20 protein-coding genes are annotated in these 25,575 nt (G+C 70.0%); 1 reads left to right on the forward strand and 19 read right to left on the reverse strand.

Annotation, left to right across the window (positions count from 1 at the left end; genetic code table 11):
* Window positions 1–85: 85 nt before the first annotated feature.
* The 4 genes from AB5J55_RS10845 to AB5J55_RS10860 form a co-directional block, all read right to left on the reverse strand.
* Window positions 86–568 carry a GNAT family N-acetyltransferase gene (locus tag AB5J55_RS10845; protein WP_369270455.1) on the reverse strand — a complete coding sequence of 161 codons (483 nt, stop codon included), beginning with the start codon at window positions 566–568 and terminating at the stop codon, window positions 86–88.
* Window positions 565–1,509: an RluA family pseudouridine synthase gene (locus AB5J55_RS10850; protein WP_369270456.1), complete on the reverse strand. Its 945-nt coding sequence runs from the start codon at window positions 1,507–1,509 to the stop codon at window positions 565–567. The genes AB5J55_RS10845 and AB5J55_RS10850 overlap by 4 nt, the downstream gene beginning before the upstream one ends.
* Window positions 1,510–1,599: 90 nt before the next feature.
* A complete protein-coding gene (gene lspA, locus AB5J55_RS10855; protein WP_369270457.1) occupies window positions 1,600–2,211 on the reverse strand; it encodes a signal peptidase II in 612 nt (203 codons plus the stop codon).
* Between the two features lie 70 nt (window positions 2,212–2,281).
* The gene (locus AB5J55_RS10860) at window positions 2,282–3,919 is read right to left on the reverse strand and encodes a TraR/DksA C4-type zinc finger protein (protein ID WP_369270458.1); all 1,638 of its coding nucleotides are present in this window, start codon (window positions 3,917–3,919) and stop codon (window positions 2,282–2,284) included.
* Window positions 3,920–5,290: 1,371 nt separating this feature from the next.
* Between AB5J55_RS10860 and ileS the strand changes: the two genes are divergently transcribed.
* Window positions 5,291–8,428: an isoleucine--tRNA ligase gene (gene ileS, locus AB5J55_RS10865; protein ID WP_369270459.1), complete on the forward strand. Its 3,138-nt coding sequence runs from the start codon at window positions 5,291–5,293 to the stop codon at window positions 8,426–8,428.
* Window positions 8,429–8,725: 297 nt separating this feature from the next.
* On the opposite strand, the gene AB5J55_RS10870 is transcribed toward ileS, so the two are convergent.
* The 15 genes from AB5J55_RS10870 to AB5J55_RS10940 form a co-directional block, all read right to left on the reverse strand.
* Complete coding sequence (locus AB5J55_RS10870) at window positions 8,726–9,853, reverse strand: DivIVA domain-containing protein (protein ID WP_369270460.1); 1,128 nt, start codon at window positions 9,851–9,853, stop codon at window positions 8,726–8,728.
* 55 nt (window positions 9,854–9,908) lie between these two features.
* The gene (locus tag AB5J55_RS10875; RefSeq protein WP_328428366.1) at window positions 9,909–10,196 is read right to left on the reverse strand and encodes a YggT family protein; all 288 of its coding nucleotides are present in this window, start codon (window positions 10,194–10,196) and stop codon (window positions 9,909–9,911) included.
* Window positions 10,197–10,255: 59 nt separating this feature from the next.
* Window positions 10,256–10,897: a cell division protein SepF gene (locus AB5J55_RS10880; RefSeq protein WP_328428365.1), complete on the reverse strand. Its 642-nt coding sequence runs from the start codon at window positions 10,895–10,897 to the stop codon at window positions 10,256–10,258.
* A gap of 129 nt (window positions 10,898–11,026) precedes the next feature.
* The gene (locus AB5J55_RS10885) at window positions 11,027–11,746 is read right to left on the reverse strand and encodes a YggS family pyridoxal phosphate-dependent enzyme (RefSeq protein ID WP_369270461.1); all 720 of its coding nucleotides are present in this window, start codon (window positions 11,744–11,746) and stop codon (window positions 11,027–11,029) included.
* A gap of 6 nt (window positions 11,747–11,752) precedes the next feature.
* Complete coding sequence (pgeF, locus tag AB5J55_RS10890; RefSeq protein WP_369270462.1) at window positions 11,753–12,481, reverse strand: peptidoglycan editing factor PgeF; 729 nt, start codon at window positions 12,479–12,481, stop codon at window positions 11,753–11,755.
* A gap of 10 nt (window positions 12,482–12,491) precedes the next feature.
* On the reverse strand, window positions 12,492–13,697 hold the full coding sequence (ftsZ, locus tag AB5J55_RS10895) for a cell division protein FtsZ (protein WP_369270463.1): 1,206 nt from the start codon (window positions 13,695–13,697) through the stop codon (window positions 12,492–12,494).
* 286 nt (window positions 13,698–13,983) lie between these two features.
* Window positions 13,984–14,778 carry a cell division protein FtsQ/DivIB gene (locus AB5J55_RS10900; RefSeq protein WP_369270464.1) on the reverse strand — a complete coding sequence of 265 codons (795 nt, stop codon included), beginning with the start codon at window positions 14,776–14,778 and terminating at the stop codon, window positions 13,984–13,986.
* 23 nt (window positions 14,779–14,801) lie between these two features.
* Window positions 14,802–15,896 (reverse strand): undecaprenyldiphospho-muramoylpentapeptide beta-N-acetylglucosaminyltransferase, encoded by a 1,095-nt coding sequence (gene murG / locus AB5J55_RS10905; protein ID WP_369270465.1) that lies wholly within the window; start codon window positions 15,894–15,896, stop codon window positions 14,802–14,804.
* 6 nt (window positions 15,897–15,902) lie between these two features.
* Window positions 15,903–17,264 (reverse strand): putative lipid II flippase FtsW, encoded by a 1,362-nt coding sequence (gene ftsW / locus AB5J55_RS10910; RefSeq protein ID WP_328882240.1) that lies wholly within the window; start codon window positions 17,262–17,264, stop codon window positions 15,903–15,905.
* Between the two features lie 102 nt (window positions 17,265–17,366).
* Window positions 17,367–18,791: a UDP-N-acetylmuramoyl-L-alanine--D-glutamate ligase gene (gene murD / locus AB5J55_RS10915; protein ID WP_369270466.1), complete on the reverse strand. Its 1,425-nt coding sequence runs from the start codon at window positions 18,789–18,791 to the stop codon at window positions 17,367–17,369.
* Entirely contained in the window at window positions 18,773–19,846 is a 1,074-nt protein-coding gene (gene mraY / locus AB5J55_RS10920) for a phospho-N-acetylmuramoyl-pentapeptide-transferase (protein ID WP_328882238.1), read from the reverse strand. The genes murD and mraY overlap by 19 nt, the downstream gene beginning before the upstream one ends.
* Entirely contained in the window at window positions 19,843–21,258 is a 1,416-nt protein-coding gene (murF, locus tag AB5J55_RS10925; RefSeq protein ID WP_369270467.1) for a UDP-N-acetylmuramoyl-tripeptide--D-alanyl-D-alanine ligase, read from the reverse strand. Before murF ends, mraY begins: the two co-directional genes overlap by 4 nt.
* Before the next feature lie 4 nt (window positions 21,259–21,262).
* Window positions 21,263–22,789 (reverse strand): UDP-N-acetylmuramoyl-L-alanyl-D-glutamate--2,6-diaminopimelate ligase, encoded by a 1,527-nt coding sequence (locus AB5J55_RS10930; RefSeq protein WP_369270468.1) that lies wholly within the window; start codon window positions 22,787–22,789, stop codon window positions 21,263–21,265.
* A gap of 184 nt (window positions 22,790–22,973) precedes the next feature.
* On the reverse strand, window positions 22,974–24,944 hold the full coding sequence (locus AB5J55_RS10935; RefSeq protein ID WP_369270469.1) for a peptidoglycan D,D-transpeptidase FtsI family protein: 1,971 nt from the start codon (window positions 24,942–24,944) through the stop codon (window positions 22,974–22,976).
* Window positions 24,941–25,534 carry a septum formation initiator family protein gene (locus tag AB5J55_RS10940; protein WP_369270470.1) on the reverse strand — a complete coding sequence of 198 codons (594 nt, stop codon included), beginning with the start codon at window positions 25,532–25,534 and terminating at the stop codon, window positions 24,941–24,943. The genes AB5J55_RS10935 and AB5J55_RS10940 overlap by 4 nt, the downstream gene beginning before the upstream one ends.
* Window positions 25,535–25,575: the final 41 nt, after the last annotated feature.

The following is a 25,575-nucleotide window of genomic DNA, read 5'->3' on the forward strand; positions in this document are numbered from 1 at the left end:
TCAGCGCTCCGGTGAGATCGGGGTCCACACAGCAGACCTCAAGCCTGCCATGGCACCCTTCCCACCAGCGCCTTAGGGCCCTCGGCTAGAGAGCGCGCCGCATCGCCCGGTGCGGTATCCCCGCGTCCGGGAACTCCGGGCCGTAGGCCTCGTACCCCAGCCGCTCGTAGAACCCCAGCGCATGCGTCTGCGCGTGCAGATCGACGGCCGCGAGCCCGTGCGCGCGTGCCGCCTCCTCGATGGCCCGCACGAGGGCCGCCCCGACGCCGAGGCCGCGTGCCGCCTGCTGCACGGCGAGCCGGCCGAGCGAGCCCACCGACGGATCGCCGTCGACCTTCGCCGCGGCCGCCTCCCCGTGCAGCAGCCGCCCGGTCCCGAGCGGTGTCCCGTCCTCGCGCACCGCGAGCACATGCACGGCACCCGCGTCGTAGGCGTCGTACTCGATCTCCTGCGGGACGCCCTGCTCGACGACGAAGACCTCCTTGCGCACCGCGAAACAGGCCTCGCGGTCGGCGAGGTCCTCGGCGACCCGCACGGCGTACGAGGGGTCGTGCGACGGGGCGCTCATGCCCAAGTCTCCTCGCGGACCTGGTCCAAGGCCTTCTGCAGGTCGGCGGGGTAGTCACTCTCGAACTCGACCCACTGGCCGTCCCCGGGGTGCTCGAAGCCGAGCCTTACGGCGTGCAGCCACTGGCGGGTCAGCCGGAGCCGCTTGGCGAGCGTCGGGTCGGCGCCGTAGGTGAGGTCGCCGACGCAGGGGTGCCGGTGGGCGGCCATGTGGACGCGGATCTGGTGGGTGCGGCCGGTCTCCAGCTTCACGTCGAGCAGGGAGGCCGCGCGGAACGCCTCGATGAGGTCGTAGTGGGTGATCGAGGGCTTGCCGTCGGCCGTGACCGCCCACTTGTAGTCGTGGTTGGGGTGGCGGCCGATGGGCGCGTCGATGGTGCCGCTGGTCGGGTCGGGGTGGCCCTGGACGAGCGTGTGGTAGCGCTTGTCGACCGTGCGCTCCTTGAACTGGCGCTTGAGTGACGTGTACGCGTGCTCCGACTTGGCGACGGCCATCAGCCCGGAAGTGCCCACGTCGAGCCGGTGCACGATGCCCTGGCGCTCGGCGGCGCCGGACGTCGAGATGCGGTACCCGGCAGCGGCCAGTCCGCCGATCACCGTGGGGCCGCTCCAGCCCGGCGACGGATGCGCGGCGACGCCGACCGGCTTGACGATCACGACCACGTCATCGTCGTCGTGCACGATCTCCATGCCCTCGACCGGCTCGGCGACGACCTGCACCGGGGCGGGCGCCTGCGGCATCTCCACCTCGAGCCAGGCCCCGCCGTGCACCCGCTCGGACTTCCCGACCACCGAGCCGTCGACCGTGACCTTCCCCGCCGCGGCAAGCTCCGCGGCCTTGGTACGGGAGAAGCCGAACATGCGGGAGATGGCGGCGTCTACGCGCTCGCCCTCCAGGCCGTCGGGCACGGGCAGGGTGCGGATCTCGGGAATCGTGCTCACCCGTCGAGTATGCCGGACGGGCCGGACACCCCCGTACGGAGCCTGTGGATAACCCGGGCCGGACGGCCCGGGCGCCTACCCCGGGCGGACTCAGTCCTTGTGGACGGTCCCGTCCGGGTCCAGCCCCCTGAACGACAGCAGCACGATCAGGATGCCGCCGCACACGATGGCCGAGTCGGCCAGGTTGAACACCGCGAAGTGCTTGGGCGCGATGAAGTCCACGACCGCGCCCTTGAAGACGCCCGGCGAGCGGAAGATCCGGTCGGTGAGGTTGCCGAGCGCACCGCCGAGCAGCAGGCCGAGCGCGATCGCCCAGGGCAGGCTGTACAGCTTGCGGGCGAGCCGGGCGATCACCACGATCACGGCCGCCGCGATCACCGTGAAGATCACGGTGAAGGCCTCACCGAAGCCGAAGGCCGCGCCCGCGTTGCGGATCGCCTCGAACTTCAGCCAGTCCCCGATGATCTCGATCGGCGGCTGGTGCTCCAGCTTGGCCACCACGATCATCTTGCTGATCAGGTCGAGGGCGTACGCGAACGCGGCGACGCCGAACAGCACGGCGATCCGGCGCCGGCCGCGGGGCCGCTCGGCCATGTTCCCGGCGTCACCGGTATCCGTCGTGCTCCCGTCGGAATGCTCCGGCTCTGCTCCCGCCGCCTCTGGGGTGTCCGGCGTACCGATGATGCGCTCCGCCTCTGCCACGTGAGTCCCTCAACCTAGGTACCTGACTGAGGACGAGAGTACGGCACGTCCGGCGGCACCCGCCTACCGGTCAGTACCGGCGTTCCTGCTTCTGCTTGCACTCGACGCACAGGGTCGCGCGCGGGAAGGCCTGCATGCGTGCCTTGCCGATCGGGTTGCCGCAGTTCTCGCACAGGCCGTACGTGCCCGCGTCGAGCCGCTCCAGCGCCCGCTCGGTCTGCTCGAGCATTTCGCGCGCGTTGGCGGCGAGCGCCAGCTCGTGCTCCCGCGTGATGTTCTTGGCACCGGTGTCCGCCTGGTCGTCGCCGGCGCCGTCACCGGAGTCCCGCATCAGGCCGACGAGGGACTGCTCGGACGAGGTGAGCTCTTCGCGCAGCCGCGTCGCCTCGGCCATCAGCTCGGCGCGGGCCTCATCGACCTCCTCCGGGGTCCAGGGGTCCTCGCCGGGGCGCACCGCGAGCTCGCCGGGCTCCACCGCCGCGGCGACGCGTGCCTTGGGAACGGCGGTCTTGGCCGCCGTGGCCGTGCCAGGAGTCTTCTTCGCAACCACCGTCGTGGCTCCCGTCTGCTCCGCGGCCTGCGCCGCGCCCGCCTTCTTGGCCCTGCTCTTGGCGCCCGCACGCTTCCCGGCCGCACCCACGCTCCCCTTGGACGCGCCCTTCTCCACCACGCCGCCCTCCTCAACGCCCCCATCGGAGCGCCCCGCCCTACCGGCCGCCTTCTTGCCGGCCCCTACCTGATCGCCCGTCTTCTTACGGACGCCCTTCCCGGCCGCCTCCCGTCCCTGGGCGGCCTTCTTCCCGGCCGCCTTCGCACCGACCGCTCCCTGCCGGGCAGCTTCCTGACCGGCCTGCACTGAGCCGGCCGCCTCGTTGCCGGCCCCCACCGCCCCGGTCGCCTTCTTACGGGCGCCCTTCCCGGCCGCCTCCCGTCCCTGGGCGGCCTTCTTGCCGGCCGCCTTCGCACCGACCGCTCCCTGCCGGGCACCTCCCTCAGCGGTCGCCACTGAGGCCGGCGCCTCTTTGCGGGCTACCTGGCCGGTCACCTTCTTACCGGCCGTCGCCTTACTGGCCGTCGCCTTGCCGACCGATTCCTTCCCGGCCGCCGCGTTACCGGCCGCGACCTGGTCGGTCGCCCTCTTACCGGCCACCGCCTTGGCGGCCGATTCCTTCCCAGCCGCCTTCGTACCGACCGCTACCCGGTCGGTGGGCCCCTTACCGGCCGACGCCTTGCCGACCGTTGCCTCCGCGGCCGCTACCTGGCCCGTCGCCTTCCTACTAGCCACTGCCCTGCCAGGCTTCTGCTTCCCGGCCGCTCTCTTCCCCGCCCCTGCCTCGCCAGTCGCCCCCTTACCGGCCGACGCCGTCCCGGCAGGCACCTGCTGGGCCGCCTTCTTGCCGGGCGCGGCCTTCCCGCCCGCTACCTTCCCGCCCGCTACCTGGCTGATCGCCTTCTTCCCGGCCTTCGGCCGACCGGCCGTCTTCCCACCAGCCGCCGCCTTACCGGCCGCTGCGCGCCCAGCCGCCCTCTTGGGCGCCAGTTCACCGGCCGCTTCGTCCGTAACGGTCACTTTCACGGCCACCTTCCTGGCGGCACTTTCCTTGGCCACGGCCTTCTTGGACGTACTCGACCTGGCTGCGGCCTTCTCAGCCGCGCTCTTCCGGGCCGCTGCCTTCTTGGCTGCAGTGCCCTCGGCTGCCGCTTCCATGGCGACCGCCTTCTCTCCCGACGTCTCTTGTGCCGCCGATCCCTCGACTGCCTTGCCCCCGGACACGACCTTCCTGGGCCGCGCCTTCTTGGCCCCCGCAGCCTTACCCGCAGACTCCTCGACCACCGCTTTCCCGGCCACCGCCCCTCGAACGGACGCCCCCTTGCTCCCGGGCGCCTTCGCCCCAGCCTTCTTGGCCCCCGCCTCCTGAACCGCGGCCTGCGGGACCGCCCCTGTCCTGGCCCCCGCCTTCTCAGCCGCAGCCCCTGTGACCACCCCCGCCTTCGCGATCGCCTTCCCAGCAGCCGTCCCCTTGCCCCCCGCCGTCTTGGCCTCCTTCGAGCCTTTCCCCTTCCCACCCTTCCCCGCCGCCGGCTCACCGGCCCCCTTAGAAGCACCTCGCTTCGAAGTCCCCGCCTTGGCAGCAGAGCCCGACTCCCCGGCCCCACCCCCGGCAACCCTCCGAACCGTCTTCACCGGCTTCCCGTCCCGCGCCCCTGCGGCCCCTCCCCGCGCACTCTTCTTCCCACCCACACCCTTGGCCGCACCGTCGGCGGCCATCACCCTGCCCGAGGCACCCACGCCGCCGGAAGCCGGCACGCCACCGGGAGCACCGGCCGCACTAGAGCCACGTACACCACCGAAAGCCTTCGTCCCCGCCCCACCAGAAACGCCCACCCCACCAGAGCCACCCAAACCGCCGGAGGCACTCGCATTGGTGGACCTGCCCGACGCCGACTGCTGTACGGCGGTCTTCTTCGCCACCATGCCGCGGCCCCTTCACATATTGTGATCTTGCTCGCGAATCGTGCTGGGACGATAAATCGACTTGAGTCCCGCGGCAACGGGGCACACCGCCCGATTCGCCCGCCTCGCGCATGCAGCGCGCCAGACCTGCATCCGTTGTGCCCAGCTCCCCGCCGGGTATGCAGACGAGCCGGACGTCCCAGAATCCGAACAGACGTACCGCGCCATTCAGGTCACCCCGGCCCGGCCACGATCCCCGCTCCCAGGGCCGGAAAATCCGGTCGGCCGCTGTCCCCGCGGCGCCGTACACTGGGCGGAGCGAAAAGCGTGGATGGGGACGAGTAGCGGCGTACGCAGCCCAGAGCGACCCGGGGATGGTGGAAGCCCGGGGGCGAGCGCGACGTGAAGATCACCCCGGAGCCGTCGGAAGAAAGCCGCAGCCCAACAGCAGCGGCCGGTAGAACCGGCATCGCGACCCCAATGAGGGGGCTCACCGACGCACACCCCGCGCCGGAGGGCCAAGGAGGGTGGTACCGCGGGAGCGCGCCGAAACCGGCGTACGGAAAGACACGGCTCTCGTCCCTCCGGACGGAAGGCAGCAAGTCCGCCGGAGGAAGCTCGCTGATGACAACGCCGACGTACCGCCAGGTACCAGCCCAGGTCGACCTGCCCGCCCTCGAGCACGCCGTGCTCGACTTCTGGCGTGAGCAGAAGATCTTCGCCAAGAGCCTGGACCAGTCCGAGGGCCGCCCTGAGTGGGTGTTCTACGAGGGCCCGCCCACTGCCAACGGCATGCCCGGCGCCCACCACATCGAGGCCCGCGTCTTCAAGGACGTCTTCCCCCGCTTCCGCACCATGCGCGGCTACCACGTGGCCCGCAAGGCCGGCTGGGACTGCCACGGCCTGCCGGTGGAGCTGGCGGTCGAGAAGGAGCTCGGCTTCAGCGGCAAGAAGGACATCGAGGCGTTCGGCATCGCCGAGTTCAACGCCAAGTGCCGCGAGTCCGTGCTGCGCCACACCGACGCCTTCGCCGACCTGACGACCCGCATGGGCTACTGGGTCGACCTCGACGACGCCTACGTCACGATGGAGCCCGAGTACATCGAGTCCGTCTGGTGGTCCCTCAAGGAGATCTTCAACAAGGGGCTCCTCGTCCAGGACCACCGCGTCGCCCCCTGGTGCCCCCGTTGCGGCACCGGCCTGTCCGACCACGAGCTGGCGCAGGGCTACGAGACGGTCGTGGACCCGTCCGTGTACGTCCGCTTCCCGCTCACCTCGGGCCCGCTCGCCGGCGAGGCGGCGCTCCTGGTGTGGACGACCACGCCCTGGACCCTCGTCTCCAACACGGCGGTCGCCGCCCACCCCGAGGTCACCTACGTCGTCGCGACGAACGGCGAGGAGAAGCTCGTCGTCGCCGAGCCGCTGGTCGCCAAGGCCCTTGGCGAGGGCTGGGAGACCACCGGCCAGACCTTCACCGGCGCCGAGATGGAGCGCTGGAACTATCAGCGGCCGTTCGAACTCGTCGAGTTCCCCGCCGAGGCGCACTACGTCGTCAACGCCGAGTACGTGACGACCGAGGACGGTACGGGTCTGGTCCACCAGTCCCCCGCCTTCGGTGAGGACGACCTCAAGGTCTGCCGGTCGTACGGGCTGCCCGTCGTGAACCCGGTCCGCCCGGACGGCACCTTCGAGGAGGACGTCCCCCTGGTCGGCGGCGTCTTCTTCAAGAAGGCGGACGAAAAGCTCACCGAGGACCTCCAGCAGCGCGGTCTGCTCTTCAAGCACATCCCGTACGAGCACAGCTACCCGCACTGCTGGCGCTGCCACACCGCGCTGCTCTACTACGCGCAGCCGTCCTGGTACATCCGCACGACCGCCATCAAGGACCGGCTCCTTGAGGAGAACGAGAAGACCAACTGGTTCCCGGACACGGTCAAGCACGGCCGGTACGGCGACTGGCTGAACAACAACATCGACTGGGCGCTGTCCCGCAACCGCTACTGGGGCACCCCGCTGCCGATCTGGCGCTGCGAGGACGACCACCTCACGGTCGTCGGCTCCCGCGCGGAACTCACCGAGCTCACGGGCACCGACCAGTCCGCGCTGGACCCGCACCGCCCGTACATCGACGACGTGACCTTCGCCTGCCCGCAGTGCGCCAAGACGGCCACGCGCGTGCCGGAGGTCATCGACGCCTGGTACGACTCGGGTTCGATGCCGTTCGCGCAGTGGGGCTACCCGTACAAGAACAAGGAGCTGTTCGAGAGCCGGTATCCGGCGCAGTTCATCTCCGAGGCCATCGACCAGACCCGCGGCTGGTTCTACACGCTGATGGCGGTCGGCACCCTGGTCTTCGACAAGTCGTCGTACGAGAACGTGGTCTGCCTCGGCCACATCCTCGCCGAGGACGGCCGCAAGATGTCCAAGCACCTGGGCAACATCCTGCAGCCGATCCCGCTGATGGACCAGCACGGCGCGGACGCGGTGCGCTGGTTCATGGCGGCGGGCGGCTCCCCGTGGGCGGCACGCCGCGTGGGCCACGGCACGATCCAGGAGGTCGTCCGCAAGACGCTCCTGACGTACTGGAACACGGTCGCCTTCCAGGCCCTGTATGCCCGTACGTCGAACTGGGCGCCGTCCGCGGCCGACCCGGCCCCCGCCGACCGCCCGGTCCTGGACCGCTGGCTGCTGTCCGAACTGCACGCGCTGACCGACCAGGTGACCCAGTCCCTGGAGGCGTACGACACCCAGCGCGCCGGCAAGCTGCTCTCGGCGTTCGTCGACGACCTGTCGAACTGGTACGTCCGCCGCTCGCGTCGTCGCTTCTGGCAGGGCGACAAGGCGGCCCTGCGCACCCTGCACGAGGTCGTCGAGACGGTCACCAAGCTGATGGCCCCGCTGACCCCGTTCATCACCGAGCGGGTCTGGCAGGACCTGATCGTTCCGGTGACCCCGGACGCGCCGGAGTCGGTGCATCTGTCGTCCTGGCCCGAGGCGGACCTGTCGGCGATCGACCCGGAGCTGTCGAAGCAGATGGTCCTGGTCCGCCGGCTGGTGGAGCTGGGCCGTGCGACGCGCGCGGAGTCGGGCGTGAAGACCCGCCAGCCGCTGTCCCGTGCGCTCATCGCGGCCACCGGCTTCGACGCCCTCGACCGCGAGCTGCACGCGCAGATCACGGAAGAGCTGAACGTCACATCCCTGGCATCCCTCTCCGAGGTCGGCGGCTCCCTCGTCGACACGACCGCGAAGGCCAACTTCCGCGCCTTGGGCAAGCGGTTCGGCAAGCGCGTCCAGGACGTGGCGAAGGCCGTCGCGAACGCGGACGCGGCTGCGCTGTCCCTGGCCCTGCGCGAGGGCACGGCGTCGGTGGAGGTCGCCGGCGAGACGGTCACGCTCGCACCCGATGAGGTGATCATCACGGAGACCCCGCGCGAGGGCTGGTCGGTGGCGTCCGACTCGGGCGCGACGGTGGCCCTGGACCTGGAGATCACGGAGGAGTTGCGCCGCGCGGGCCTGGCCCGTGACGCGATCCGCCTGATCCAGGAGGCCCGTAAGAACAGCGGCCTGGACGTGGCCGACCGCATCGCCCTGCGCTGGACGGCGACGGACGCGGCGACGATCGCGGCGCTGAGCGACCACGCCGAGCTCATCGCCGACGAGGTCCTGGCGACGGACTTCGCCCAGGGCGAGGCGGACGACACGTATGGCTCCGCCTTTGCCGACGAGGGGCTGACCCTGACGTTCCGCCTGCGTAAGGCGTAGCGCCCACCGAGGAACGTCGCGTCTGCCGGCACCGGGCGCCCTGCGACTGCGGGTGGCTCGGGGCCGGTCGCGCGGTTCCCCGCGCCCTGGGGGGCTAGCGCCCCTCCCCAGGCCCGGGCCCGCCAAGAAAATCTTGGTCGGCCCGGGCCTTCGGCGTTGTGTACGTCGGACACCCCACCCAACCCCGAACAAACGCCGCAGAGGCCGTGAACACGCGTAGCAAAAGGGCGGGGCCCCGGATCGAAATCCGGGGCCCCGCCCTGAACGCTGCCAGCGTCTACGGCGTACTACCAACCGTCAGTTGTCGTCCTCGTCGATGAGGAACCCGCGCATCGGCGACGGGGCCTGACCCATGGGGCCCGGACCCTGCGGCCGGACCGGCGCCATCGGCTGGGTCATCGCCGGGGACATCTGCTGCTGACCGCCGTAGGACGGAGCAGCCGGGGACGGGGCGCCGCCCATCGTCTGGTTGCCGCCGTAGGACGGGGCACTCGCGCCGGCCGGTGCCATGGAGGGCGCCGGGGACGGCGGGAGAGACGCGGTGGCCGGACTACGCGGCGGGGCGAGCGAGTCGTCCGCCTGGGTCTCCAGCTGGCGCAGCTGGGACTCGAGGTAGGACTTCAGCCGCGTGCGGTACTCGCGCTCGAAGCCACGCAGGTCCTCGACCTTGCGCTCCAGCGTGGCGCGGGCGGACTCCAGGGAGCCCATCGCGACACGGTGCTTCTCCTGCGCGTCCCGCTCCAGGGCGTCCGCCTTGGCACGGGCATCCCGCTCGAGACCCTCGGCACGCGAACGTGCCTCACCGACGATCTTGTTGGCCTCGGAACGGGCCTCGGCGATCGCCTGGTCGGCGGTCTGCTGTGCAAGCGACAGAACGCGCGCGGCGCTGTCGCCACCGGGGCCGCCCTGACCGGGACCGCCCATCGGGCCACCCATAGGACCGCCCATGGGGCCGCCCATCTGCTGCATGGGGGGCTGGCCCATCGGCCCCGGACCCTGGCCCATCGGACCGGGACCCTGCGGGCCACCCTGACCGCCGGGACCGGCGGGCAGCTGCGGGGCACCGCTCGGCAGCTGGGGCGGGCCACCCATGGGGCCACCCATCTGCTGCTGCGGCGGGCCCGATATCCCAGCGGGGACGGGAGCCCCGGGACCGCGCATGCCCTGCTGAGGCATGCCGCCCTGCTGCTGGTCCTGCGGGCCGCCGGGACCCTCCGGGGGCTTGCGCATGTTCTGCTGGTTCTGGGCAGCAGCACGCGTGGCCGCGGCCAGCTTGGCGCGCAGGTCCTCGTTCTCGCGGAGCAGGCGGGTCAGTTCGGCTTCGACCTCATCGAGGAAGGCATCGACCTCGTCCTCGTCATAGCCTTCTCGGAGGCGGACGGTCGTGAACTGCTTGTTCCGCACGTCCTCGGGGGTCAACGGCATCTCTTCACCTCAACGTAGTCGTCGGCAGTCGGCAAGACCGTATCTCTCACATCGCTCACATCGCGCTCCGCACGAGCGTGATCAGGATGTAGACGATGATCATCAATACGAAGAAGGACAGGTCGAGCGCCACGCCCCCGAGACGCAGCGGCGGGATGACCCGCCGCAGAAGCTTGAGCGGTGGATCAGTGACAGTGTAGGTGGCCTCCAGAACGACCACCATCGCCTTGCCGGGTTGCCACGAGCGGGCGAACTGGAAGACGTAGTCCATGACCAACCGGAAGATAAGCACGATGAGGAGAACCATCAGCGCGATGTAGAGAACCTGCAGAACCACGCTCATGACTGGTGCTTCCCTCTCCCCTGTTCCCTGATCCGTGCGTTTGCTTCCGGTGGTGCGTCTCAGCTCTGGTTGAAGAACCCGCCCTCTGCGATACGGGCCTTGTCCTCCGCCGTGACATCGACGTTAGCAGGCGACAACAGGAACACCTTCTGCGTCACCCGCTCGATGCTGCCGTGAAGACCAAACACCAAACCTGCCGCAAAGTCGACAAGTCGCTTCGCGTCTGTGTCATCCATCTCAGTCAGATTCATGATCACCGGGGTGCCTTCACGGAAGTGTTCCCCGATGGTACGGGCCTCGTTGTAGGTCCGCGGGTGAAGTGTGGTGATCCGGTACGGCTCTCGCTCAGACACGACCTTGGGCATGATCACCGGTGCGTTCTTCTCCAGGCTTGCGCGTTCTTGTGTGATGGACGCCACGGGCGCAATGCGCGCCGGACGGCCGGATTCCGCGGGGAGCGAAGTCGATCGGGCCACGGGTTCACGCGGCGCGGGCGGCTGCACGATTCGCACCTCTTCGTCCCTTTGGGACGAATGTGCACTGTGGGACTGGTGGGACGGCTCATGCCGTCGGTGGTCCCGCTCGGGCTCCGGGTCCAGTTCGGGCTCGAAGTCGTCGTCGGGGTCGAACCCCCGGCCGTCGTACCCATCGTCCTCCACGAGGCCGAGGTAGACCGCCATCTTGCGCATCGCGCCGGCCATGCTCTGAGTCCTCCGCTCTGTGGTGGATCGGCTGACGACTGCCAAATGCCCGCGATCCACACGGTCGTTACGCCCGCCTTTCGGCGACATTGACCATATTTTCTGCTGTGGTCCGACTTCTTGGCGACGTTACCCGAGCCTGGGGCGGACTCCGAGTACCGCAGTGCCGACGCGCACATGTGTCGCTCCGGCCGCCACGGCGTCCTCGAGATCCGCACTCATCCCTGCCGACACCATGTTCGCAGTCGGATGGGCCCGGCGCAGGTCAGTCGACAAATCCATCAAGCGCTCGAACGCCGCCTGTTGGCGCCCCTCGTACTCCCCGCTGAGCGGCGCGACGGTCATGAGTCCGTCCAGCCGCAGCCCCGGAGCCTTCGCGACGAGGTCGGCCAACTCTGCGACCCCGCCGGGCGCCACACCACCCCTCTCACCCCGCGCGCTCTCTCCCGCATCCAGCGCCACCTGGATGAGGCAGCCCACCTCCCGCTCCTGCCGGACGGCTTCCTTGGACAGCGCCGTCACCAGCTTGGAACGATCGACGGACTGCACGAGATCCGCGTAACCGACCACGGATCGCACCTTGTTGGTCTGCAACTGACCGACGAAGTGCCAAGCGAGGGGCAGATCCGAGCAGGCGGCGGCCTTCGGGGCCGCGTCCTGATCGCGGTTCTCGGCGACATGACGCACGCCGAGCTCCGACAGCATCCGCACATCGCTCGCCGGGTAGGTCTTGGTGACCACGATCAGGGTCACCTCCTCGCGCCCGCGCCCGGCGGCCGCGCAGGCGGCGGCGATCCGCGCCTCCACCTTTGCGAGGTTCGCGGCCAGTTCGCCCTTACGGTCCGTCATGCTCTCTCAGTCCAACCAGACATATCCCGCGAGTCTCCCGGTGGTGCGGTCGCGGCGGTACGAGAAGTGATCCTCCGACTCCAGCGTGCAGACCGGCGACTGCTCCCGGTCGCGCACCCCGAGGCGCGCGAGCTGGGCGTGCACTCCGGCGGCCACGTCCACCGCGGGTGTGCCCCAACTCGTCTCGGCGTGCGCCGTCGGCTCCCTGGCCGCCACCTCGGCGCGCATCGCCTCCGGCACCTCGTAGCACCGTCCGCAGACGGCCGGGCCGGTGCGGGCGACGATCCGGGACGGCTCGGCGCCCAGGTCGGTCATCGCGCGTAGCGCGGCCGGGACGACCCCGGCGATCATGCCTGGCCGCCCCGCGTGCGCAGCGGCGACGATCCCGGCGACCGGGTCGGCCAGCAGGACCGGCACACAGTCGGCGGTGAGGACGGCGAGAGCGAGACCCCGTTGTGCCGTGACGACCGCGTCGACGTCGGGCACCGGACGATCACGCCATGGCCCGTCGGCCACCGCCACGTCCGTGCCGTGCACCTGGTTCATCCAGACCACCCGGCCCGGATCGAGCCCGAGCGACTTGGCGGCGAGATCCCGATTGGTCAGTACGGCGTCGGTGTCGTCCCCGACCGCCCCACCGAGGTTGAGCTCCGCATACGGAGCGGCGCTCACCCCGCCCCACCGGTCGGTGAAGGCGAAGTGCGCGCCGCTCACGGTGTCGCGCTGTGCTATCACGTCAGAAGGATCACTTAAGGAAGTCCGGAACGTCCAGCTCCTCCGCCGCGCTGTCGGCGTAGGTCCGCGACGGCGGGACCGGCGGGGCGACCGGGATGTCGGCCACCGGCTCCGGCTCGGGCTCGGCCTCTTCCTTCGGCGTGACGCTGCCGAGGGAGCCGAACGACGGTCGGCTCTCGGTCTGCCGTGCCGGAGCGGGCTCCTCGCGGCGGGCCGAGGCCGGAGAGGAAGAGGTCGAGCCGAGGACGTTGTCCCGGCGGGCCGGCGGCTGGCCCCCGTCGAAGCCGGCCGCGATCACAGTGACCCGGACCTCGTCGCCGAGGGCGTCGTCGATGACCGCGCCGAAGATGATGTTGGCCTCGGGGTGGGCGGCCTCGCTGACCAGCTGGGCGGCCTCGTTGATCTCGAACAGGCCGAGGTCGGAGCCGCCGGAGATGGAGAGCAGCACGCCCCTGGCGCCGTCGATGGACGCCTCCAGGAGCGGCGAGGAGATCGCCATCTCGGCCGCGGCCACCGCACGGTCGTCGCCGCGGGCCGAGCCGATGCCCATGAGGGCCGAACCGGCCTCGGACATGACCGACTTGACGTCGGCGAAGTCGAGGTTGATGAGGCCGGGGGTGGTGATGAGGTCGGTGATGCCCTGGACACCGGAGAGGAGGACCTGGTCGGCCGACTTGAAGGCGTCGAGCACCGAGACCTGGCGGTCCGAGATGGACAGCAGCCGGTCGTTCGGGATGACGATGAGGGTGTCGACCTCTTCGCGGAGCTCGGCGATGCCGTCCTCGGCCTGGTTGGCGCGGCGCCGTCCCTCGAAGGTGAACGGGCGCGTGACCACGCCGATGGTGAGGGCGCCCAGCGAGCGGGCGATGTTGGCCACGACGGGCGCGCCGCCGGTTCCGGTGCCGCCGCCTTCACCGGCCGTCACGAAGACCATGTCGGCCCCCTTGAGGACCTCCTCGATCTCCTCGCGGTGGTCCTCGGCGGCCTTGCGGCCGACGGCCGGGTTGGCTCCGGCGCCGAGTCCGCGGGTGAGTTCACGGCCGACGTCGAGCTTGACGTCGGCGTCGCTCATCAACAGAGCTTGCGCGTCGGTGTTGATAGCGATGAACTCGACGCCCTTGAGACCGACCTCGATCATCCGGTTGATGGCATTGACACCACCGCCGCCGACACCGATGACTTTGATGACTGCGAGGTAGTTCTGCGGTGCTGCCACGTCGAAGGCCTCTCGCCTCGAGTTACGGGTCGTCGGATCACGGGAAGCCTCTGCTTCGTGAACCGGCGACTGATGCCGAATGGGACGGTCCGTAGCGCCGACCCGAACCCTAACCCTGAAGTTTAGGGTTACCAGTGTGTCTGTTCCTTGAAGTCTTCTGAACAGGACACTAAGTCGACAAGTGGCGCACGTTCAACGAACACGCCGAACCTCCCGTTTTTCTTTTCACCCTATGTGATCAGCCATGTCGCTGCCCAACCAGGGTGCTGGCCTGCGCGAATGTGCGTCAACTCCCCGATGACGCAGGGGCGGTGGGAACGCTGACGTCGAAGTACCGCGCATCCGGCGAGGCTTTCATGAGAGCGGTGAGTGTGCGAGCCTTCGCCGCCCCCTTCTCGCCACTCCCCCATGCGACGGTCGTACCGCCGCTCAACACGAGTGAGATGTCGTCGTAGGAACGGACCTTGACGACCTGGGTACCGCGCGCGACGGCGTCCGGAAGGGCATCGGCGACGCGCACCGCCTCCCGCATCAGACGGGCCTCGCCGAAGCGGCGCAGACTCGCGGCGGCGGAGCTCGACCGAGACACCGTCAATTCCAGTGCGGGAACACCTTTCGGCTCCACAGAAACCGTGGCGAATCGGACGCCTTCCTTGTCCACTTCGACGAACTTTCCGTCCTTTTGGACAATCAGAACCGGAGTACGCTCCGCCACTTTGACGCCGATTCCATGGGGCCAGGAGCGGACCACGTCAACCACGTCAATTCGGGGCAATTTTCGGCGCAGCCGTGCCTCAATCTCGGCGGTGTCGACGGAAATCAGCGGCGCCCCGACAGGGACGTCGGCGGCCTCGAGGACCTGTGCGGGCGTCAGCACCCGGGTCCCGGAGACGGATACGCGCTCCACGCGCAGCCATTTGGAGCCATACAGCAGCCAGACGGAACCCGCGCCGAGGAGTACGAGCACAACGAGAAGAATGATCATCGTACGAAGTCTCCGCACCCTCAACCGCCGGGCGAGGGGCGGGTCGGACGACTCCTGCTGGCGTTCACCGCGCTCGGCGGTCGTCGGTCCGGCCACGCTCCCTGCCCTCCGTCATACGGTTACTGGCGGCGGTGCGAGGCGATCGCCTCGTACACCATGCCGACGAGCAGGTCGTCGGCGTCCCGGCGGCCGAACTCGCTTGCGGCGCGGGACATCTCGTACAGCCGGTGCGGGTCGGCGAGCACGGGCAGGACGTTCTGCTGCACCCACTCGGGCGTCAGTTCCGCGTCGTCGACCAGCAGTCCGCCGCCGGCCTTGACCACCGGCTGGGCGTTCAGCCGCTGTTCGCCGTTGCCGATGGGCAGCGGGACATAGGCGGCCGGGAGCCCGACGGCGGAGAGTTCGGCGACGGTCATCGCGCCCGCGCGGCAGAGCATCATGTCGGCCGCGGCGTACGCGAGGTCCATCCGGTCCAGGTAACTTACCGGGATGTAGGGCGGCATTCCCGGCATCTGGTGCACTTGCGGCAGTTCGTTCTTCGGGCCGACCGCGTGCAGGATCTGGATTCCGGCCTGCTGGAGCCAGGGCGCGACCTGCTGGACGACCTCGTTGAGACGGCGGGCGCCCTGCGAGCCGCCGGAGACCAGCAGGGTGGGCAGGTTCGGGTCGAGTCCGAACGCCGCACGGGCCTGCGGGCGCATCGCGGCACGGTCGAGCGTGGCGATGGTCCGGCGCAGCGGGATGCCGATGTAGCGAGAGTTGCGCAGTTTGCTGTCCGGAGTGGAGACGGCGACCTGGGCGGCGTAACGCGAGCCGATCTTGTTGGCGAGGCCCGGGCGGGCGTTGGCCTCGTGGATGATGATCGGCACCCCGAGGCGCTTGGCCGCGAGGTATCCGGGCAGGGCGACATAGCCGCCGAAGCCGACGACCGCGTCGGCCTTGGTGCGCTCCAGGATCTGCTCGGTCGCCTTGATCGTGCCGCGCAGCCGGCCCGGGACGGTGATCAGCTCGGGCGTGGGCTTGCGGGGCAGCGGCACGGCGGGGATCAGCGCAAGCTCGTAGCCGCGCTGTGGAACGAGTGTGGTCTCGAGCCCCCGCTCCGTGCCCAGGGCCGTGATCCCCACGGTCGGGTCCTGCCTGCGCAGGGCGTCCGCGAGGGCGAGCGCGGGCTCGATGTGGCCGGCGGTCCCCCCACCGGCGAGTACGACATGCACCGAAATTCACCGCTCTCCGGACGAGCGCGCCGCCGAGGCACGCCGTCGCATCGTGTTCCATCTCCGAGGCGCCCGGCCGGAGCCGGCGCCTCCCGCACGCTTTCTACCAAAGCGGGGTTGCCGCACGGAAAGCGCTGCCCGCGCAGCGGGCTCATCGCGCGCGAACGCGATCAGCAGCCCGATGGCGAACATGGTCGGCAACAGGGCGGACCCTCCGTACGAGAACAGCGGAAGGGGGACGCCGGCGATCGGCAGCAGGCCGAGCACCGCACCGATGTTGATCACGGCTTGCGCGGTGATCCAGGTCGTCACGCCTCCCGCGGCATACCTCACGAAGCGGTCCTCCGTGCGTCCGGCCACGCGGATACCCGCATAGCCTAGAGCCGCGAAGAGGGCGAGCACCGACAGCGTCCCCGCCAGGCCCAGTTCCTCACCGGTGACGGCGAAGATGAAGTCGGTGTGGGCTTCGGGGAGTTGGCCCCATTTCTCCACACTCGCGCCGAGTCCGGAGCCGAAGATTCCGCCGGAGGCGAGCGCATAGATGCCGTGCACGGCCTGCCAGCAGTCGACGGCTCCGCTGCGCGGTTCGGTGGCGCCCAGGCACTGCAGTCGGGCCATGCGGTTCGCGCTGGTCTTGATGAGGACCAGGCCGATCAGGCCGGCGACCGACAGGACCCCGACGAACAGCCGGGTCGGTGCCCCCGCCAGCCACAGCAGGCCGAACAGGATCGCCGACAGGATGATCGCCGTACCCATGTCGCCACCCAGCATGATCAGCCCGAGCAGCATGAAGGCGACCGGCACGAGCGGCACCAGCATGTGCTTCCACTGCGCCAGCAGCTTCCGGTCCTCCTTGCGGGCGATCAGGTCGGCGCCCCACAGCACCAGCGCGAGCTTGCCGAACTCACTGGGCTGGATCTGGAAGGAGCCGCCGAGGGCGATCCAGTTCTGGTTGCCGTTGACCGCGACTCCTATCCCGGGGACCTGCACCAGCGCCATCATGAAGACGGCGCCGGCGAGGATCGGGTAGGCCAGCGCCCGGTGCAGCTTCACGGGCATGCGCGAGGCGGCGAACAGCAGCCCCGTGCCGATCACCGCGGCCAGCAGTTGCTTGCGGAAGAAGTACGACCCGGGCAGCGACATCTGCAGCGCGGTGATCTGGGAGGCCGAGTAGACCATCACCAGACCGAGCACGGTGATCAGCAGGCTGCCGCCGAGGATCAGGTAGTACGCGGTCAGCGGCCGGTCCCACGCCCTGTTCAGGCGGACGTAGAGCCGTCGTACGCCGTTGTCGTGGGACGGCCGGGGAACGACGGGGCGCCGGACGGCCCGCTGGACGGGAGGCCGTCCCGTACGGCTACCGGGCATCGGCGATCACCGCCCCGCCGTGGGGGTCCGTACCGTCCGGCCACATCCGAGTCACGCGTCCCTCCAAGGGTCCCGAAGCACCCGCAGTGGCCGAGACCCGCGTCAGGCGCCCGCGCCGAGTTCGCGAACCGCCTCCGCGAACGCGTCACCGCGCTGGTTGTAGTTGGCGAACATGTCCATCGAGGCACAAGCAGGTGCCAAGAGCACCGTGTCTCCGGCAACAGCGAGTCGCCGGGCTTCCTGGACTGCCGCGAGCATCGCCCCAGTGTCGGTCCGGTCGAGGTCGACGACCGGTACTTCCGGCGCGTGTCGCGCGAGGGCTTCCCGGATCAGGCCGCGATCCGCGCCGATGAGCACGGCCGCGCGCAGTCGCTTTGCCGACTTGGCGACCAACTCCTCGAAGACGGCGCCCTTGGCGAGCCCGCCCGCGATCCACACGATGGACTCGTACGCCGCCAACGAGGCTTCCGCCGCGTGGGTGTTGGTGGCCTTGGAGTCGTCGACGTACGCGACGCCTTCCAGGTCCGCCACGTGCGCGATGCGGTGGGCATCCGGGGTGAAGGCCCTGAGGCCGTCCCGTACGGCCTTGGGGGGCACCCCGTAGGCCCGGGCGAGGGCCGCCGCCGCAAGGGCGTTGGCGATGTTGTGCGGGGCCGGCGGGTTGACGTCGGAGACCTCGGCGAGCTCCTGGGCGTTCTTGTGCCGGTCCTCGACGAAGGCACGGTCGACCAGGATGCCCTCCACGATGCCGAGTTGGGACGGGGCCGGGGTGCCCAGCGTGAAGCCGATGGCCCGGCAGCCCTCCTCGACGTCGGCCTCGCGGACCAGGTCCTCGGTGGCCTTGTCGGCGACGTTGTAGACGCAGGCGACGTGATTGCCCTCGTAAATACGGCCCTTGTCGGCGGCGTACGCCTCCATCGAGCCGTGCCAGTCGAGGTGGTCGGGGGCGAGGTTCAGGACGGCGGCGGAGTGGGCGCGCAGAGAAGGCGCCCAGTGCAGCTGGTAGCTGGACAACTCCACCGCCAGGACGTCGTACTGCTCCTCGCCGAGTACCGCGTCGAGGAGTGAGACGCCGATGTTGCCCACGGCGGCCGTGCGCAGGCCCGCCGCCTCAAGGATGGAGGCGAGCATCTGGACGGTCGTGGTCTTGCCGTTGGTGCCGGTGACGGCGAGCCAGGGCGCGGCGTCCGGGCGCCGCAGCCGCCAGGCGAGCTCCACGTCGCCCCAGACCGGGACGCCCGCTTCACGAGCCGCCGCGAACAGCGGCTTGTCCGGCTTCCAGCCGGGCGCGGTGACGATCAGCTCGGTGCCTTCGGGCAGGGTGGCTCCGTCACCGAGGCGCACGGCGATGCCGAGGGCCTCCAGGTCGGCGGCCTGAGCACGCGCGCGTGCGTCGTCGCCGTCGTTGACGACGGTGACCTTCGCGCCGAGGCCGTGCAGCACCTTGGCCGCCGGGATCCCGGAGACTCCGAGCCCGGCGACGGTGACGTTCTTCCCCTGCCAGTCGGTCACTTGTCCGCTGCCCATCCCGCGTAGAAGAGGCCCAGTCCGACAATCACACAGATGCCCTGGATGATCCAGAAGCGGACCACCACAAGGACTTCGGACCAGCCTTTGAGTTCGAAGTGGTGCTGGAGTGGCGCCATCCGGAAGACGCGCTTGCCGGTGAGGCGGAAGGAGCCGACCTGGATGACGACCGACATGGTGATCAGCACGAACAGGCCGCCGAGGATGGCGAGCAGGAACTCGGTGCGCGAGCAGATGGCCAGACCCGCAAGCGCGCCGCCGAGGGCCAGCGAACCGGTGTCCCCCATGAAGATCTTGGCCGGCGAGGTGTTCCACCACAGGAAGCCGAGGCAGGCGCCCATCAGCGCCGAGGAGACGACGGCGAGGTCGAGTGGATCTCGCACTTCGTAACAGGCACCCGGGTTGCTGAGGGTCTGCGCGTTGGCGCAGGACTCCTGGAACTGCCACACACCGATGAAGGTGTAGGCGCCGAAGACCAGCACGGAGGCGCCGGTGGCGAGGCCGTCCAGACCGTCCGTCAGGTTCACGCCGTTCGACATGGCGAGGATCATGAACAGCGCCCAGACGACGAACAGCACCGGTCCGATGGACCAGCCGAAGTCCTGCACGAAGGAGAGCTTCGTGGAGGCCGGGGTGTTGCCGCGGTTGTCCGCGAACTGGAGCGAGAGCACCGCGAAGGCGATACCGCCGAACAGCTGGCCGGCCATCTTGGCCTTGGCCCGCAGACCCAGCGAGCGACGCTTGACGATCTTGATGTAGTCGTCCAGGAAGCCGACCAGACCCATGCCGGCCATCAGACCGATCACCAGGATTCCGGAGAACGTCGGCGGCTTGCCGGTGATCAGCTTGGACAGGAAGTACGCGGCGATCGTCGCCAGGATGAAGGCGATACCACCCATGGTCGGCGTACCGCGCTTGGCGTGGTGCTCACGCGGGCCGTCGTCACGGATGTACTGGCCGTAGCCCTTACGGGCCAGCAGCTTGATCAGCAGCGGAGTGCCGATCAGGGTCAGGAAGAGGCCAATGACTCCTGAGAACAGGATCTGATTCATCATCGGGCGGCAACCTCACCCTCGGTACCGCCCGCGAGCAGCGCCTCGGCGACGCCCTCCAGACCGACCGAACGGGACGCCTTCACGAGCACGACGTCCCCCGGGCGCAACTCGCTGCGCAACAGGTCGACCGCCGCCTGTGCGTCGGACACGTGCACCGACTCCTCACCCCACGAACCCTCGTTATATGCGCCCAGTTGCAGCCAGGACGCTTCCCTGCCCCCGACCGCGACGAGCTTGCTGACGTTGAGCCGGACGGCGAGCCGTCCGACCGCGTCGTGCTCGGCGAGCGCCTCGTCCCCGAGCTCGGCCATCTTGCCGAGCACCGCCCAGGTCCGCCGCCCCTTGCCCATCGCCGCGAGCGCGCGCAGGGCGGCTCGCATGGACTCGGGGTTCGCGTTGTAGGCGTCGTTGACGACCGTCACGCCGTCCGGGCGCTCGGTGACCTCCATCCGCCAGCGGGAGAGGGAGCCCGCCTCGGAGAGTGCGGTGGCGATCTCTTCCGCGGACATGCCCAGCTCATGGGCGACGGCGGCCGCGGCGAGCGCGTTCGACACGTGGTGCTCACCGTACAGGCGCATGGTCACATCGCTGCACCCGGAGGGTGTGTGAAGCATGAAGGAGGGCTGTCCGCTGTCCGTGAGTCGCACGTTCTCGGCGCGTACGTCCGCTTCGCCGGACTCTCCGAAAAGGATCACCTTCGCCTTCGTACGGGATGCCATGGCCCGTACGAGGGGGTCGTCCGCGTTGAGGATCGCGGCGCCGCCTTCACTCGCGGTCGGGAGGTTCTCGACGATCTCGCCCTTGGCCTGCGCGATCTGCTCGCGGCCGCCGAACTCGCCGATGTGGGCGGTGCCGACGTTGAGCACGAGGCCGATCTTCGGGGGCGTCAGATCGGTGAGGTAGCGGATGTGGCCGATGCCGCGGGCGCCCATCTCCAGGACGAGGAACCTCGTCTCCTCGGTGGCGCTCAGCGCGGTCAGCGGCAGCCCGATCTCGTTGTTGAACGAGCCCGGCGTCCACACGGTCGGCGCCTTGCGCTGGAGCACCTGGGCGATCAGGTCCTTGGTGCTGGTCTTGCCGGCCGAGCCGGTCAGGGCCACGAGGGTCGCGCCGAGCCGTCGTACGACATGACGGGCGAGGGCGCCGAGGGCCTTCTGAACGTCGGCCACGACGATCGCGGGCACCCCCACGGGACGCGAGGCCAGGACGGCGACGGCACCCGCCGCCACGACCGCCGACGCGTAGTCGTGGCCGTCCACGCGCTCGCCGACGAAGGCGGCGAAGAGGCTGCCGGGCTCCACTTCACGGGAGTCCCGGACGACGGATCCGGTGACCTGGACCGACGGATCCGGTATGTCGTACGTCTGCCCGCCGACGACTTCTGCGATCTCGGCGAGAGAGAGGGCGATCACAAGTTCATCCCTGGGTCTTCTGGATAGCTTCGCGAAGCACCTGGCGGTCGTCGAAGGGACGGACCACTCCGGCGATGTCCTGGCCCTGCTCATGGCCCTTGCCCGCGACCAGCACGGTGTCGCCCGGCTCGGCGCGCGCCACGGCTGCGGCGATCGCGGCGGCCCGGTCCTCGAAGACCTGGACCTCGCCACGCTCGTGCACCGGCACGGACGCCGCGCCCTGGAGCATGGTTGCGAGGATCGCCAGGGGGTCCTCGGAACGGGGGTTGTCGGAGGTCAGTACGGCGGTGTCGGCGAGCCGGGCGGCGGCGGCGCCCATCGGCGCGCGCTTGGTCGTGTCGCGGTCCCCGCCGCAGCCGAGCACGACGTGCAGGCTGCCCTCGGTGACCTTGCGCAGCGCCTTGAGCACCGATTCGACGGCGTCGGTCTTGTGGGCGTAGTCCACGACCGCGAGATACGGCTGCCCGGCGTCCACCCGCTCCAGCCGGCCCGGCACGCCCGGCACGGCGGCGATGCCGTCGGCGGCGGCCTGTACGTCGAGGCCGGCTGCGGCCAGGGCGGTGATGGCGGCGAGGGTGTTCGCCACGTTGAAGGGGCCCGCGATCGGCGATCTGGCGGCGATCCGCTCGCCCTTGGGGCCGATCACGGTGAACGTCGAGTCCATGGGGCCGATCGCCACGTCGTCGGCGCGCCAGTCGGCGTCCGGGTGGCCCTCGGCGGAGAAGGTGACGACCGGAACGGTGGCTTCCTTGACGAGCCTGCGGCCGTACTCGTCATCGAGGTTGACGACGCCGAGTTTGCTGCGCTTCGGGGTGAACAGCTGCGCCTTGGCCCGGAAGTAGTCCTCCATGTCGGAGTGGAACTCCATGTGCTCCGGGCTGAGGTTGGTGAAGACGGCGATGTCGAAGACACAGGCGTCGACCCGGCCGAGGACCAGCGCGTGGCTGGAGACCTCCATGGCGACCGCCTCGACGCCGCGCTCGCGCATGACGGCGAACAGGGCCTGGAGGTCGGTGGCTTCCGGGGTGGTGCGCTCGGACTTGATGCGCTCGTCGCCGATGCGCATCTCGACCGTGCCGATGAGTCCGGTGGCACGGGCGGTCTTGAGGGCGCCCTCGACGAGATACGCGGTGGTGGTCTTGCCGGAGGTGCCGGTGATGCCGATCTGGAGGAGGTCGCGGCCGGGGTGGCCGTAGATCGTGGCCGCCAGTTCACCCATCTGCCCGCGCGGGTTATCGACCACCAGCACCGGCAGGCCGGTCGCGGCGGCGCGCTCGGCGCCGGTCGGATCGGTCAGCACGGCGACCGCGCCGAGGCTCGCGGCCTGCGTCACGAAGTCGGCGCCGTGCAGGCGGGCGCCCGGGAGGGCGGCGTACAGATCACCGGGGCGGACGGCGCGCGAGTCATGGGTGATGCCCGTGACATCGACGGCGTCCGCGCGGTCCGGCGCGGTGGCACCCAGCTGATCGGCAAGTTCCGCGAGGGGTGTGGCGGAGACCTGCGCCGGCCTGGGCGGTCCCGGATACGTCACGGGTTGCCCCTTCTGGGTGGTTTGGGACTGATCAGCGTGTGGCACGGCGGTGAGCGTACCGGGCGTACCCGCCCGGGGGCGAAGTGAGGGGCGGGGGGTGCCCTGGTTCCCGGAGTCGGGAGTGATCGTTGTCACGAGGTGGTTCCTGGCTGCTCGGTGCTGATCAGGGTGGTCGGAGTGGTGGTCAGGGCCGGTAGGCGACCGGGAGCTTCGCGGCCTTGGCCCCGGTCGGCGGGACCTGGAGGGTCTTCAGGGCGAACTCCATCACCTGCTTGTAGATCGGGCCGCAGATCTGGCCGCCGAAGTAGTTGCCCTGGGTGGCGTTCTGAATGGCGCAGTAGACCGTGATCCGGGGCTTGTCGGCGGGCGCGAAACCGGCGAACGACGACGTGTAGCCGCGGTACTTGCCGGTGGCCGGATCCACTCGGTTCGCCGTACCCGTCTTGCCCGCGACCCGGTAGCCGGGGATGCGCGCCTTGGTGCCGGTGCCCTCCTCGTCGTCCACGACCGACTCCAGCATCTGGGCGAGGGTCTTCGCCGTCTTCGCGCTGATGACCCTGGACTTCTTGGGCTCCTTGGCGGGCGTGAACTGCCCGTCGGGCCCCTTGGTGCCGCGCACGATGCTGGGTTCGACGCGTACGCCGCCGTTGGCGATGGTCGAGTACACGGAGGCCGCCTGCATCGCGTTGATGGACACGCCCTGGCCGAAAGGAATCGTGTACTGCTGCGAGGTCGACCACTTGTCCGGCGCGGCGAGGATGCCCGGGGTCTCGCCCGGGAAGCCGAGACCGGTGTAGCTGCCGAGGCCGAACTTGCGCAGGTAGTCGTAGAGGACCTTGTTGGACTGCGGCTGGGTCCTGCCGAGCTGGCCGGTGGCGAGGATGGTGCCGATGTTGCTGGATTTGGCGAGCACGCCGTTGAGCGTGAGGTACCAGGTGTCGTGGTCGATGTCGTCCTTGAAGAGCCGGTCGCCGCGGTGCAGCCGGTTGGGCACGATGACATGCGTACCGGGCGTGGCCACGCCCTCCTCCAGTACGGCGGCCATCGACATGACCTTCGCGGTGGAGCCGGGCTCGAAGGCGTCCTGGAGGGCCGCGTTGCCCATGTTCGCGCTACTGGCCTCGGAGAGGTCGTTCGGGTCGAAGCCGGGCGAGTTGGCCATGGCGAGGATCTCGCCGGTGCGGGTGTCCTGGACGATCACATAGCCGCGGTCCGCCTTGGACTCCTGCACCTGCTTGGTGATGGCGTTCTGCGCGGCCCACTGGATGTCGCGGTCGATGGTGAGCTCGACGTCGCTGCCGGGCACGGCGGGCGTCTCGGTGGAACCCACGGTGGGGACCTGACGGCCGCCGGACTGGGCGTAGCGGATCTCGCCGTCCTTGCCGGACAGCTGCTTGTTCAGCTGCTGCTCGACACCGCCGCCGCCCTTGCCATCGGAGTTGACCCAGCCGAGTATCCCGGCGGCGAGGTCGCCGTTCGGGTACACGCGCTTGCTGCTGGCGACCGACAGGACGCCCGCGAGGACGTTGACGGTGCTCTTGTCGCTCTCGGACTTGGTGGCCAGAGCGGTCTTCAGGTCCTTGATCTGCTTCCAGACCTGCGGGGTCTGACGGCTCGCCAGCAGGGTGTAGCGCAGGTTCTTGTTCGCGGGCCGCAGCTTGTGGACGATCTTCTCCGGCTCCTGGCCGAGGATCGGCGCGAGAAGGGCGGCCGCCTGCTCGGGGCCGTCGTCGACCTTCAGCTGGTCGGGGGCGAACAGCGTGGGGTCGGCCGTGATGTCGTACGCGTCCACGCTGGCCGCCAGGGCCACGCCGTTGCGGTCGGTGATGCCGCCGCGCTCGGCGGCCAGGGTGTAGCCGACGTACCGGTTCTTCTCCGCCTTGGCGGCGTAGGTGCTCGCGTCGACGCCCTGCACCTGGAGCAGCCGTACGACGAAGGCGATCAGGACGAGGGCCAGGGCCAGGCCGACCATCCGCAGCCGGGGGCGGGGGCTGCCGAGCCGGATGACTCCGGTGACCGGCGGACGGGGGCGTGCCGGGCGGCGGGCCGGGCGGGCGCCGGGGCCGGGGCGCCGCTGGGCGCCGGCGGAGCGGGCGGGCTTCGCGGGTCCGGGCACGCGGCGGCGCGGCGGTTCCCTGTCGGACACTTCCGTCACCTGCCGGGGGTCGAGTACGGGGCGGTGGACTGGGCGGACGGGAGGGGCTGCTGGACGGAGGGCGCGTTCTGCGGTTCGGCGTACGAGGCCGCGGGCCGAGGCACGGCGGGGGTGGCCCCGGGGGCCGACGTCGTGGGCGTCGCACCGGCTGCCGAGGGCACCCCGGGCTCACTGACCAGGGCCTCAGGGGGAAGGACGAGGGTGTTGTACGCGGCGGTCTGTCCGGCGGGCGCGGGGCTGGGCACGCCCTTGACGGTGCCGTCGGGGTTGAGGAAGGCGGGGTCGCCGCCGGGGACCATGCCGAGTTCGCGGGCGCGGCGCTGGAGGGCCTCGGGGGCGGAGTAGGCGTCGATGTCCCGCTGGAGCGACTGCTCCTCGTCGGTGAGGGACTTCGTCTCCTTCTGCAGGTCGTCGAGTCTGAACGCGCCTTCGCTGAGAGCGGAGTTCAGCACGAGGAGCCCGATGAGGCCGCCACCGAGAAGGAGGACGACGAGTAGGACGAAGGGGGCGCGGGCGGCCTGCCCCATCCCCGTGGGGAAGAGCCGTGCGAGCCGGGCGGCCCGACCCCTCAGTTCGGGTTTCCTACTCACTCACCCTCCCCCAAGCGATTTTCCGACTCATGGGTTTGATT

This window comes from Streptomyces sp. R11, assembly GCF_041051905.1.
Taxonomy (GTDB): Bacteria; Actinomycetota; Actinomycetes; order Streptomycetales; family Streptomycetaceae; genus Streptomyces.